Genomic DNA, 12,067 nt, shown 5'->3' with positions numbered 1-12,067 from the left:
TCCCGGTGGCGGCGGCTTCGGCGGCGGTCCCCGCGGCGGTCGCGGTGGCCGCGGCGCGACGCAGGGCGCCTTCGGGCGCGGTGGCGGCGCCCCCCGCGGACGCAAGTCGAAGCGCGCGAAGCGGCAGGAGTTCGAGCAGCAGAGCGCGCCGTCGCTGGGCGGCGTCATCGTCCCGCGCGGTGACGGCTCCACTCCGGTGCGCATCCGCCAGGGCGCGACCCTGACGGACTTCGCCGAGAAGATCAACGCGAACCCCGCGGCCCTCATCACCGTCCTGTTCCACCTCGGCGAGATGGCCACGGCCACCCAGTCCCTGGACGAGGACACCTTCCAGCTCCTGGGCGTCGAGCTCGGCTACAACGTCGAGCTCGTCTCCGCCGAGGACGAGGACCGCGAGCTCCTGGGCTCCTTCGACATCGACCTCGAGGCCGAGGAGGCAGGCTGGTCCGACGAGGACCTCGAGGCCCGCCCGCCGGTCGTCACCGTCATGGGCCACGTCGACCACGGTAAGACCAAGCTGCTCGACGCCATCCGCTCCACGGACGTCGTCGCCGGCGAGGCCGGTGGCATCACCCAGTCCATCGGCGCCTACCAGGTGCGGGTGTCCGTGGGTGACGAGCGCCGCCCGATCACCTTCATCGACACCCCCGGTCACGAGGCCTTCACCGCCATGCGTGCCCGCGGTGCCGAGGTCACGGACATCGCGATCCTCGTGGTGGCCGCGGACGACGGCGTCATGCCCCAGACGGTCGAGGCGCTCAACCACGCCCAGGCCGCCAACGTGCCGATCGTCGTCGCGGTCAACAAGATCGACAAGGAGGGCGCCAACCCGGACAAGATCCGCGGCCAGCTCACCGAGTACGGCCTGGTGCCCGAGGAGTACGGCGGCGACACGATGTTCGTCGACATCTCCGCCAAGCAGCGCCTCAACATCGACGAGCTGCTCGAGGCCGTCGTGCTCACCGCCGACGCCGCCCTGGACCTGCGGGCCAACCCCCGCAGCGACGCCCGCGGTGTCACCATCGAGGCCAAGCTCGACAAGGGCCGTGGCGCCACGACGACCGTCCTCGTCCAGCAGGGGACCCTGCGCGTGGGCGACCCGATCGTCGCCGGCTCCGCCTACGGGCGCGTGCGCGCCATGTTCGACGAGCACGGCCAGGTGCTGGAGGAGGTCGGTCCCGCGCGTCCGGCCCTCGTCCTGGGCCTGACCAGCGTGCCGAGCGCCGGCGACTCCTTCATCGTCGCCCCCGACGACCGCACGGCCCGCCAGATCGCCGACAAGCGTGAGGCCGCCGAGCGCGCCGCCCTGCTGGCCCGGCGCCGCAAGCGCGTGTCCCTGGAGAACCTCACCGACGTCCTCAAGGAGGGCAAGGTCGACACCCTCAACCTCATCCTCAAGGGCGACAGCTCGGGTGCGGTCGAGGCGCTGGAGGACTCGCTGCTCAAGATCGACGTCGGCGACGAGGTCGCGCTGCGCATCATCCACCGCGGTGTCGGTGCGATCACGCAGAACGACGTCAACCTCGCCACGGTCGACTCCGCCGTCATCATCGGCTTCAACGTGCGCCCCGCGGAGCGGGTCGCCGACATGGCCGACCGCGAGGGCGTCGACATGAAGTTCTACTCGGTCATCTACGCGGCCATCGAGGACGTCGAGGCCTCCATGAAGGGCATGCTCAAGCCCGTCTACGAGGAGGTCGAGCTCGGCACCGCCGAGATCCGCCAGGTCTTCCACTCCTCGAAGTTCGGCTCGATCGCCGGCTCGCTGGTGCGCTCCGGCATCATCCGGCGCGGTACCAAGGCGCGCCTGGTGCGCGACGGCGTGGTCGTCAACGGCGACCTCACCATCGACACCCTGCGCCGCGAGAAGGACGACGTCACCGAGGTCCGCGAGGGCTACGAGTGCGGTATCAACCTGGGCTTCAGGGACATCGCCGAGGGCGACGTCATCGAGACCTGGGAGATGCGCGAGAAGCCGCGCGACTGAGCGCTGCCGAGACGCACGGGGCCGCCCACCGGTGAGGTGGGCGGCCCCGTGCGTCTCAACCCCGGCCTCAGCCCCTGCGGCCACCCGGCAGGGAGCGCATCTGCACCACGAGGTCCACCGAGAAGACCGCCGTCGCCACCCAGATGAGCACCATGGACACCCACCGGCTGGGGGAGATCTCCTCACCCAGGACGAGCCAGGCCAGCAGGAACTGCATGATCGGCGAGACGTACTGGACCAGGCCCACCGTGGACAGCGGCACCCGGCGGGCCCCCGCGGCGAAGAGCAGCAGGGGCAGCGCCGTCACCGGCCCGGCGAGCACGAGCAGGACCGCGAGGACGGCCGAGCCCTGCGGCCCCTGGAGCGTCGAGGCGCCAGTGGCCGCGAGGTGGGCGAGGTAGCCGGCCCCCAGGGGCAGGACCAGGCAGGACTCGAGGGTGAGACCGGTGAGCGGGTCCGTGCGCGCCTGGTTCTTCACCAGCCCGTACAGGCCGAAGGTGACGGCCAGCGCCAGGGAGATCCACGGCACCTGGCCGCGTGTGGTGACGACGACGGCGACGACCGCCAGGACGATGGCGACGCCCTGGGCACGGCGCAGCCGCTCGCCCAGGACGAGCGCCGCCAGCGCGACCGTGACGAGCGGGTTGATGAAGTAGCCCAGGGCGGCGTCGGCCGCGCGGCCGGTGTTGACCCCGTAGACGTAGGTCAGCCAGTTGAGGGTGATGAGGAGCCCCGAGACGGCCAGGACGAGCACCTGCCCGGGGTCGGCCAGGACGGCGCGCACGCGCCCCCAGCCCCGCGTGAGCGCCACCAGGGACAGGCAGGTGAGGGCGGTGAAGGTGATCCGGTAGCCGATGATCTCGACGGCGTCGGCGGCCGCCAGCAGCCTGAAGTACAGTGGGAAGAGCCCCCAGAGGACATAGGTGCCGAGCACGAGGGCGGTGCCGCGCTGCTCGGTGCCGCGCAGCGGGGAGGGGGAGGAGGGCATCGGGACTCGTTCCTGGGCCGGGGTGACCGAATACTAGGCCGCGTGAGGCGCGACGCAGCGTGGGCGGCGTGTTTCTGAGACAATCGCCCGCCGGCCCCGTGCCCGGCCACCCGACCCGCTCACAGGAGGAGCCGCCATGGCTGACGCCGCCCGCGCCCGCAAGGTCGCCGACCGCATCCACGAGACCGTCGCCCGCATGCTCCAGGGTCGGATCAAGGACTCGCGCCTCGGCTTCGTCACCGTCACCGACGTGCGCGTCACCGGTGACCTGCAGCAGGCCACCGTCTTCTACACGGTCTACGGCTCCGAGCGCGAGCGCCGCGAGACGGCCGCTGCCCTGCGCTCGGCGACGGGCCTCATCCGCTCGGAGGTCGGCAGGTCGCTCGGCATCCGCCTGACCCCGTCGATCACCTTCCAGCTCGACGCGCTGCCCACCCAGGCCCGCACCTTCGAGGACGCCCTCGCCCAGGCGCGCGCCAAGGACGAGGAGATCGCCCGTACCTACGCGGGGGCCTCCTACGCGGGCGACCCCGACCCCTACCGTCACGACGACGAGGCCGGGAGCGCCGGCACCGGCGCGGGCGACGAGGACGCCCCCGCCTCCGAGCCGGACCGCCGGCAGTGAGCGCCGCCCCGGGCCCCGGGCGGCGGCCCCCGGTGCCGCGCGGCGCCGTCACCTCCCCCGACGGCCTGCTGCTCATCGACAAGCCCCACGGCCTCACCAGCCACGACGTCGTCGCCATGACCCGCAGGCTGGGGGCCACGCGCAAGGTCGGCCACGCCGGCACCCTCGACCCCATGGCCACGGGCCTTCTCCTCATCGGACTGGGGCGGGCCACCCGCCTGCTCACCTACCTCGTGGGCGCGGACAAGACCTACACGGCCACCGTCCGGCTGGGCCAGGAGACCGTCACCGAGGACGCCGAGGGCGAGGTCACCGCCCGCCACGGCTGCACTCCGCAGGAGGACCTGCCCGAGCGCCTCGACGCCGCCCTCACCGCTCTCACCGGGGACCTGCTCCAGGTGCCCTCCGCCGTCTCCGCCGTCAAGGTCGACGGCGTGCGCGCCTACGCCCGCGTGCGCGGCGGGCAGGACGTCACCCTCACCGCCCGACCGGTCACCGTCCACGCCCTCACCCGGCTCGGCGCCCCGCGCCCCGCCACGGCGCCGGACGGCACCGGGGTCGTCGACGTCGACCTGCTCGTCTCCTGCTCCTCGGGCACCTACGTGCGGGCCCTCGCCCGTGACCTCGGACGGGCGCTGGGCTGCGGCGCGCACCTGACGGCCCTGCGGCGCACCGCCGTCGGCCCCTTCGACGTCGGCCAGGCGCTCACCCTCGAGGCCGTCTCGGCCCAGGTGGAGGCCGGAGCGGGGGCCGAGCCGCCGTCGGGCCTGCGGCCCCTCGGCCTGTCCGAGGTGGCCCGGCGCTGCTTCCCGGCCGTCGCGCTGGACGAGGCCGAGGCCCGCGCGCTCGCCTACGGCCAGCTGCTGCCGGCTGAGGTCGCGGACCGCGCCACCACCCCCGAGCGCGCCGTCGTCCCCAAGGAGCGGCGCCCGGACGGCGGGGTGGACCCGCGCCCCGTCCTGGCGGGGTTCGCCCCGGACGGCGAGGTCGTGGCACTGTTGACCACCGGGAAGGGCCGCACACGGCCCGTGCTCATCCTCGCCCCCGCCACGGGGCCGAGGCGTGCTGACACGCAGCCGACCGCCGGTGAGCCCGGCGACCAAGGAGAGCCATGAGCGAGCAGACCGGGCAGACGGGGCAGACCGGACAGGACGGACAGACCGCGGTGGGCACCGCCTCCCGCGGGTGCGGCTGCGGCGGGCGCCGCCACGCCGTGCGCGAGGAGCGTGCGGCGGCGCCCGCCGTCGTCCAGCCCCTCGGCGAGGACCACCGCACGCCCGACGCCGAGCCGCAGGAGGAGCCCGGTGCCGGGGCCGCCCCGGCGGGCGTCGTCCCCGGGCGCAAGGCCGGCAACCTCCTCGGCCTGCGCGACGCCTCCGCGCCGGCCCCCTCCCGGGGCGGAGGCTGCGGCTGCGGCGGGCACGGTGGCCACGGCCGCTGCGGCTGCGGCTCGCACTGAGCCCCGTGGAGGTCTGGTACGGCGCCGATCAGGTGCCTGAGGAGCTGAGGGACCCCTCGGGGCCCGGCTCCGTCGTCACCCTCGGGGTCTTCGACGGCGTCCACCGCGGCCACCGGGCCGTGCTCTCACGCCTGGTCGCGCGCGCCGAGGACCTCGCCGCCCGCGAGCCCGGGCGCCCCCGCCCCCTCGCGGTCGCCGTCACCTTCGACCCCCACCCGGCCCGGGTCCACCGCCCCGGCCAGCACCTGCCGATGGTCGCCTCGCTGGCCGACCGGCTCACCCTGCTGTCCTCCACGGGCCTGGACGCCGTCCTCGTCGTGCACTACACGCTCGACTTCGCCGACCAGGGCGCCGCGGACTTCGCACGCACCTGGCTCGAGGGGCTGCTCGGGGCCCGGGCGGTCGTCGTCGGCGACGACGTGCGCTTCGGGCGCGGCAACGAGGGCGACGCCCGCACCCTGGAGGAGATCGGGACCGCCGACGGCCTCGAGGTGGAGATCGTCCGCGACGTGCTCGCCCCCTCCGGGCGGCGCTGGTCCTCGACCTGGGTGCGCCAGCTGCTGGAGGAGGGCGACGTCGCCGGCGCCGCCGAGGTCCTCGGACGGGCCCACCGCCTGCGCGGCACCGTCGTGCACGGCCTCAAGCGGGGCCGGGAGATCGGCTTCCCGACCGCCAACCTCCAGGCCGCGACCGCCGGCGTCGTGCCGCCCGACGGCGTCTACGCCGGCTGGCTCGTGCGCTCACCGGGCTCCGGCGAGGACGAGGGACCGGGGGAGGAGCGGCTGGCGGCCGCCGTCTCCATCGGCACGAACCCCACCTTCGACGACGTGCCCGAGCGGGTCGTGGAGGCCCACGTGCTAGGGCGCACGGACCTGGACCTGTACGGCGAGGTCGTGGGCGTCGAGCTCGTCGAGCGCCTGCGCCCCATGCTGGCCTTCGACGGGCTCGAGCCGCTGCTGGCGCAGATGCGCCGCGACGTGGTCCGCTGCGCCGCCGTCCTGGGGGTGGCGGTGCCCGGCCCCCTGCGGCCCGAGGACGTCACGGCCTGACCCCTGCGCACACCGGACCCGGCGGCGGTGCCGGGTGCGCCCCCCCCCGAGGGGCCCTGTGCCCGGTCCCACAGGCCCCGGTGGGGCTCGGGGCGACCTGCGGGGCCCGGGCGCTGGTATCGTGGGCGGGCCGTCGATCGGCCACGGACGTGTCATGCCCGGGAGAACAAGCCCCGGCGCTCCGTGCAACGAGAAAGAGGAGTCCGCATGTCGATTTCCGCCGAGCGCAAGACCGAGCTCATCGCCGAGTACGCCACCCACGAGGGTGACACGGGCTCCCCGGAGGTCCAGGTCGCCGTCCTGAGCGAGCGCATCAAGAACCTCACCGAGCACTTCAAGACCCACACCCACGACCACCACTCGCGTCGTGGCCTCTACCTCCTCATCGGTAAGCGCCGTCGTCTCCTCGACTACCTCATGAAGGAGGACATCGAGCGCTACCGCGCCCTCATCGCCCGCCTCGGCATCCGCCGCTGAGCGAGCGCTGCGCGCGCAGCACCCGGTCCCGACCTGTCGAGGGCCCCGCCACCAGCTGGCGGGGCCCTCGACCTGTACCGGAGGGCCCGCACCGGCAGACCGGGGCGGGCGCGGCCCATCTCACGCACCCGGGACCTGCGCCTCCCCGTCATCCCGGGGGCCGGGAGGATAGGATCGGGACGTTCGCATTGACTGAGAAAGAGACACGTCACAGATGTTCATTGACGACCCCGAGGTCACCGCTGCTGAGGCCGTGATCGACAACGGCACCTTCGGCAAGCGCGTGGTCCGCTTCGAGACCGGCCGCCTCGCCAAGCAGGCCGCCGGAAGCGCCATGGCCTACCTCGACGGCGAGACCGCGATCCTGTCCGCCACCACCGTGGGCAAGCACCCCAAGGACCAGTTCGACTTCTTCCCGCTCACCGTCGACGTGGAGGAGCGCCAGTACGCCGCGGGCCGCATCCCCGGCTCCTTCTTCCGCCGCGAGGGCCGCGCCGGCACCTCCGCCATCCTCGCCTGCCGCCTCATCGACCGCCCGCTGCGCCCCTCCTTCGTCAAGGGCCTGCGCAACGAGGTCCAGGTCGTCGAGACCGTCCTGGCCATCCACCCCGACGACGCCTACGACGTCCTGGCCATCAACGCGGCCTCGATGTCCACCCAGATCGCGGGCCTGCCCTTCGCCGGCCCCGTCGCCGGCACCCGCCTGGCCCTCATCGACGGCCAGTGGGTCGCCTTCCCCCGCTACAGCGAGCTCGAGCGCGCCACCTTCAACATGGTCATCGCCGGCCGCGTCCTCGAGGACGGCGACGTCGCCATCATGATGGTCGAGGCCGGTGCCACCGAGAACGCCTTCGACCTCATCGCCGAGGGCGCCACCGCTCCCACCGAGCCGGTCGTCGCCTCCGCCCTCGAGGCCGCCAAGCCGCACATCAAGGCCCTGTGCGAGGCCCAGATGGAGGTCGCCAAGCACGCCTCCAAGCCCACGGCCGAGTTCCCCCTCTACCTGGACTACTCCGACGAGCAGTACGCCGCCGTCGAGAGGGCCGCCGAGGCCCACGACCTCGCCGCCGCCATCGCCACCGAGGGCAAGCAGGCCCGCGACATCGCCACCGACGCCGTGCGCGACGCCGTCCTGGCGGACCTCGCCGAGGACTTCGGCACGGAGGAGGACACCAAGGCCCTCAAGGCGGCCTTCCGCTCCGTCACCAAGAAGCACGTGCGCCACCGCACCCTCACCGAGGGCATCCGCATGGACGGGCGCGGCCTCAAGGACATCCGCACCCTGGGCGCCGAGGTCGAGGTCCTGCCCCGCGTGCACGGCTCGGCCATCTTCGAGCGTGGAGAGACCCAGATCCTGGGCGTCACCACCCTCAACATGCTGCGCATGGAGCAGCAGATCGACGACTTGTCGCCGGTCACGCACAAGCGCTACATGCACCAGTACGTCTTCCCGCCCTTCTCCACCGGTGAGACCGGCCGCGTCGGCGCCCCCAAGCGCCGCGAGGTGGGCCACGGCGCCCTCGCCGAGCGCGCCCTGACCCCGGTGATCCCCAACCGCGACGACTTCCCCTACGCGATCCGCCAGGTCTCCGAGGCCCTGGGCTCCAACGGCTCGACGTCGATGGGCTCGGTGTGCGCCTCCACCATGTCCCTGCTCAACGCCGGCGTGCCGCTCAAGGCTCCCGTCGCGGGCATCGCCATGGGCCTCATGCACGAGGTCATCGACGGCGAGACCACGTGGGCCACGCTCACCGACATCCTCGGCAGCGAGGACGCCTTCGGCGACATGGACTTCAAGGTCGCCGGCACCCGTGAGTTCATCACCGCGCTCCAGCTCGACACCAAGCTCGACGGCCTGCCCTCCGAGGTCCTGGCCGGCGCGCTCGGCCAGGCCCGCGACGCCCGCTTCTACATCCTCGACGTCATGGAGCAGGCCATCGACGGCCCCGACGAGATGGCCCCCACGGCCCCGCGCGTCCTGACCGTCCACATCCCGGTCGACAAGATCGGCGAGGTCATCGGCCCCAAGGGCAAGATGATCAACCAGATCCAGGAGGACACCGGCGCGGACCTCACGGTCGAGGACGACGGCACCGTCTACATCGGGGCCTCCGACGGCCCCTCCGCCGAGGCCGCCCGCGACGCCGTCAACGCCATCGCCAACCCGCAGATGCCGGAGATCGGCGAGCGCTTCATCGGCACGGTCGTCAAGACCACCACCTTCGGCGCCTTCGTCTCCCTGTCCCCGGGCAAGGACGGCCTGCTGCACATCTCGCAGATCCGTCGCCTCGTGGGCGGCAAGCGCGTGGAGAACGTCGACGACGTCCTCGCCGTGGGCGACAAGGTCCAGGTCGAGCTCGCCGAGATCGACCAGCGCGGCAAGCTCAGCCTGCACGCGGTCCTCACCGAGGAGCAGCTGGCGGCCGAGGAGGAGGCCCGCGGCTCCCGCGAGGACGGCGAGGGCGCCGAGCGTCGTGAGCGCCGCCCGCGCCGTGAGCGCAGCGAGGCCGACGGCGAGCGTCGTGAGCGCCGCCCGCGCCGTCGCCGCACCCGCGCCACCGAGGAGTCCTCGGACGCGGAGTGAGTCCTGCGCGAGGTGCTGAGCAGCTGATCCGGCGGGGCCGGGTGGGGATCCCCACCCGGCCCCGCCGCTGTGCTGCCCGCCGGTTCTTGTGCAGGCCCGGCTCACCGTTAGGCTCGCAGGGTGACCGCAGCCCCCGCACTCGCCCCGTCCCCGCGCGCCACCGGCGCCTCCTACACCGAGGTCCCGCTCGAGCGCGGCGCCGCCGGCGAGGCCGGCACCGAGCTCGCCCTCGTCGACGACGGCGCCCTCCTGCGCCGCTCCGTCCTGCCCGGCGGGGTGAGGGTCATCACCGAGTCCGTGCCGGGGCTGCGCTCGACCAGCATGGGCATGTGGTTCGGCGTCGGCTCACGCGACGAGGTGGCCGGCCAGGAGGGCTCCACCCACTTCCTCGAGCACCTGCTCTTCAAGGGCACCCCCACGCGCGACGCCCGGGCCATCGCCGAGGCCTTCGACATGATCGGCGGCGAGTCCAACGCCGCCACGTCCAAGGAGCACACCTCCTACTACGCGCGCGTCCAGGGACAGGACTCCATGGAGGCCCTGGACGTCATCACCGACATGGTGACCTCCTCCCTGCTCGATCCCAAGGAGGTCGAGACCGAGCGCACGGTCATCGTCTCCGAGCTCGCGGACGCCGCCGACGACCCCCAGGACGTCGCCCACGAGGCCTTCGCCCGCGCCGCCTTCGGCGAGGGCACGCCCCTGGGCCGCCCCATCGGCGGCACCCCTGAGACCGTCACCGCGGTGCCGCGCGACGCCGTGTGGGAGCACTACCAGCGCACCTACGCCTCCGACACCCTCGTCGTCGCCGTGGCGGGCGCCGTGGACCACGAGCAGGTGTGCGAGCGCGTCGCCCAGGACCTGGCCGCCGCCGGCTGGGACGCCTCCGCCTCCGCCGCGCCGCGCGAGCGGCGCTTCGAGACCGAGCCCCTGACGGCGCTGGACGTCCAGGACGTCACCATCGAGCGGGACTCGGAGCAGTCGCACGTGTACCTGGCCTGCCAGGGCATCGCCGTGCGCGACGAGCGCCGCTGGCCCATGAGCGTGCTCACGACGATCCTCGGCGGGGGCATGTCCTCGCGCCTGTTCCAGGAGGTGCGTGAGAAGCGCGGCCTGGCCTACTCCACCTACGCCTTCGACGCCTCCTACGCCGGCGCGGGCGCCTTCGGGCTCTACGCCGGCTGCGCGCCGGGCGACGTCGAGGAGGTCTGCGCCGTCATGGTCGGCGAGTTCGAGGCCCTGGCGGCCAATGGCCCCACGGAGCGCGAGATGGCCCGCGCCCGGGGCCAGATCGGTGGCGCCATGGTCCTCGGGGGAGAGGACTCGCTGGCCCGCATGGGGCGCCTGGGGCGCGGCGAGGTGGTCACCGGCCGCCTGCGCTCCATGGACGAGAACCTGCGCCAGCTCGAGGCCGTCACCGCCGAGCAGGTGCGCGAGCTGTGCGCCTGGCTCGCGGGCCACGCCCGCGCCCGCGTCCTCGTCGGCCCCCGGGCCTGAGCCGGGTCTGTCACCCGTCCCTGGTCAGAGCCCGCTCAAGGGCCCACGGGCGGGGGAGGAACCGCGGAATCCCGCGCGTGCGTCCCACGGCCAGAATCTCTGACCAGGGATGAGTGACACCTGCCGCGCCCGCCACCCCGATAGGCTGGCCCCATGACCATCCGCGTTGCAGTGACAGGCGCCGCCGGGCGCATGGGATCGACCGTCTGCCAGGCGGTTGAGGAGGCCGAGGGCCTGGAGCTCGTCGCCCGCCTCGACGTCGGAGACACCATCAGCGCCGAGACCCTGAACGGGGCCGACGTCGCCGTCGACTTCACCGTCCCGGCCGTCACCGAGGCCAATGTCCACGCCCTCATCGACGCCGGCGTCGACGTCGTCGTCGGCACCACCGGCTGGGACGAGGAGTCCTACGCGCGCGTGCGCGAGCACCTGGCCCGGCCCGAGGCCGCCGGGCGCAGCGTCCTCATCGCCCCCAACTTCGCCCTGTCCGCGGTGCTCGCCATGCGCTTCGCCACCCTGGCCGCCCCCTACTTCGAGTCCGTCGAGGTCATCGAGCTGCACCACCCGAACAAGGTCGACGCCCCCTCCGGCACGGCCGTCGCCACCGCCCGGGCCGTCGCCGCCGCCCGGGCGGCAGCCGGCGTCGCCCCCTCGCCGGACGCCACCGAGTCCGACCCGCTGGGTGCGCGCGGCGGCCTCGTCGACGGCGTGCGCGTCCACGCGGTGCGCCTGCGGGGCCTGACCGCCCACGAGGAGGTCGTCCTCGGCAACCCCGGCGAGCAGCTGACCCTGCGCACCGACTCCTTCGACCGCGCCTCCTTCATGCCCGGCGTCGTCCTGGCCGTGCGCGAGGTCGGCTCCCGCCAGGGCCTGACCATCGGTCTCGACGCGGTCATGGACCTGTGAGGCCCTGAGCCACGGCACCACTCACGGCGGCAGCCCCTGTGGGCCGCCGCCGTCACGCCCGCGCGAGCGGCGCCCCGGTCACAGCCCGGCGACCCACAGCTCCTCGACCACGCCCTCGCCCACCGGCAGCAGCCGGTGGGACCCGGTGCGCTGCATGCCCGTGCCCGCGAGGAAGGACGCCAGGGAGGCGTCCCCGCGCAGCACCCAGGCGAGCAGGACCCCCGCGCCGTCCTCGCGCGCCAGGTCACTCGCCGCCGCCAGCAGCCGCGAGCCGTGGCCCTCGCGCTGGTGGGCCGGCGCCACCCCGAGCGTGGTGACCTCCGCCGCCCGCTGGGGCTCGCCGGCCGCCGGCGCGCCCTCGCCGTCGACGGCGACCCCCTCGGTGGGGGCCAGGCCCACCAGGCCCACGACCTCATCGCCGAGCGTCGCCACGAGCACGTGGTGCGCGGCCGAGGGCGGCTCGAGCACCGCCCGCTCCCACCCGGCGGCCAGCAC

The 12,067-nt window shown here is 74.0% G+C and carries 11 protein-coding genes; 9 read left to right on the top strand and 2 right to left on the bottom strand.

Annotated features, from left to right (window positions below; genetic code table 11):
* The coding region (gene infB, locus H6X67_RS11395; protein ID WP_249435546.1) for a translation initiation factor IF-2 at positions 1-1,987 on the top strand (1,987 nt) is incomplete at its 5' end.
* A 67-nt stretch (positions 1,988-2,054) separates the two neighbouring features.
* On the opposite strand, the gene rarD is transcribed toward infB, so the two are convergent.
* The gene (rarD, locus tag H6X67_RS11390) at positions 2,055-2,975 is read right to left on the bottom strand and encodes an EamA family transporter RarD (RefSeq protein WP_249369747.1); all 921 of its coding nucleotides are present in this window, start codon (positions 2,973-2,975) and stop codon (positions 2,055-2,057) included.
* A gap of 136 nt (positions 2,976-3,111) precedes the next feature.
* Here rarD and rbfA point away from each other — a divergent pair, with 136 nt between their 5' ends.
* The 8 genes from rbfA to dapB all read left to right on the top strand — a co-directional run bounded on the left by rbfA (position 3,112) and on the right by dapB (position 11,572).
* On the top strand, positions 3,112-3,600 hold the full coding sequence (rbfA, locus tag H6X67_RS11385) for a 30S ribosome-binding factor RbfA (protein ID WP_249369749.1): 489 nt from the start codon (positions 3,112-3,114) through the stop codon (positions 3,598-3,600).
* Positions 3,597-4,715 (top strand): tRNA pseudouridine(55) synthase TruB, encoded by a 1,119-nt coding sequence (gene truB, locus H6X67_RS11380; protein WP_249369751.1) that lies wholly within the window; start codon positions 3,597-3,599, stop codon positions 4,713-4,715. The genes rbfA and truB overlap by 4 nt, the downstream gene beginning before the upstream one ends.
* Positions 4,712-5,059, top strand: coding sequence for a hypothetical protein (locus H6X67_RS11375; RefSeq protein WP_249369753.1), 348 nt, complete (start codon positions 4,712-4,714; stop codon positions 5,057-5,059). The genes truB and H6X67_RS11375 overlap by 4 nt, the downstream gene beginning before the upstream one ends.
* Before the next feature lie 5 nt (positions 5,060-5,064).
* Complete coding sequence (locus H6X67_RS11370) at positions 5,065-6,108, top strand: bifunctional riboflavin kinase/FAD synthetase (protein WP_249435545.1); 1,044 nt, start codon at positions 5,065-5,067, stop codon at positions 6,106-6,108.
* A 207-nt stretch (positions 6,109-6,315) separates the two neighbouring features.
* Positions 6,316-6,585: a 30S ribosomal protein S15 gene (gene rpsO, locus H6X67_RS11365; RefSeq protein ID WP_249369620.1), complete on the top strand. Its 270-nt coding sequence runs from the start codon at positions 6,316-6,318 to the stop codon at positions 6,583-6,585.
* 214 nt (positions 6,586-6,799) lie between these two features.
* Positions 6,800-9,169, top strand: a complete 2,370-nt coding sequence (locus H6X67_RS11360; RefSeq protein WP_249369622.1) for a polyribonucleotide nucleotidyltransferase — start codon at positions 6,800-6,802, stop codon at positions 9,167-9,169.
* A 120-nt stretch (positions 9,170-9,289) separates the two neighbouring features.
* Positions 9,290-10,666: a M16 family metallopeptidase gene (locus H6X67_RS11355; RefSeq protein ID WP_249369624.1), complete on the top strand. Its 1,377-nt coding sequence runs from the start codon at positions 9,290-9,292 to the stop codon at positions 10,664-10,666.
* 153 nt (positions 10,667-10,819) lie between these two features.
* Positions 10,820-11,572, top strand: a complete 753-nt coding sequence (gene dapB / locus H6X67_RS11350; RefSeq protein ID WP_249369626.1) for a 4-hydroxy-tetrahydrodipicolinate reductase — start codon at positions 10,820-10,822, stop codon at positions 11,570-11,572.
* A gap of 78 nt (positions 11,573-11,650) precedes the next feature.
* Here dapB and H6X67_RS11345 read toward each other — a convergent pair.
* Positions 11,651-12,067 (bottom strand): GNAT family N-acetyltransferase (locus H6X67_RS11345; protein ID WP_249435544.1); only part of this gene is annotated, 417 nt, incomplete at its 5' end.

The organism is Actinomyces sp. AC-20-1 (genome assembly GCF_023369555.1).
GTDB lineage: Bacteria > Actinomycetota > Actinomycetes > Actinomycetales > Actinomycetaceae > Actinomyces.
Note: the sequence above shows the minus strand (reverse complement) of the source record. Positions and strands in the feature narration are given on the sequence as shown.

What these genes read in the sequence shown, in the direction of transcription:
- rarD (WP_249369747.1), bottom strand. Translation starts at nt 2,975, where the DNA reads ATGCCCTCCTCCCCCTCCCCGCTGCGCGGCACCGAGCAGCGCGGCACC.
- H6X67_RS11360 (WP_249369622.1), top strand. Translation starts at nt 6,800, where the DNA reads ATGTTCATTGACGACCCCGAGGTCACCGCTGCTGAGGCCGTGATCGAC.
- rbfA (WP_249369749.1), top strand. Translation starts at nt 3,112, where the DNA reads ATGGCTGACGCCGCCCGCGCCCGCAAGGTCGCCGACCGCATCCACGAG.
- rpsO (WP_249369620.1), top strand. Translation starts at nt 6,316, where the DNA reads ATGTCGATTTCCGCCGAGCGCAAGACCGAGCTCATCGCCGAGTACGCC.
- H6X67_RS11375 (WP_249369753.1), top strand. Translation starts at nt 4,712, where the DNA reads ATGAGCGAGCAGACCGGGCAGACGGGGCAGACCGGACAGGACGGACAG.
- dapB (WP_249369626.1), top strand. Translation starts at nt 10,820, where the DNA reads ATGACCATCCGCGTTGCAGTGACAGGCGCCGCCGGGCGCATGGGATCG.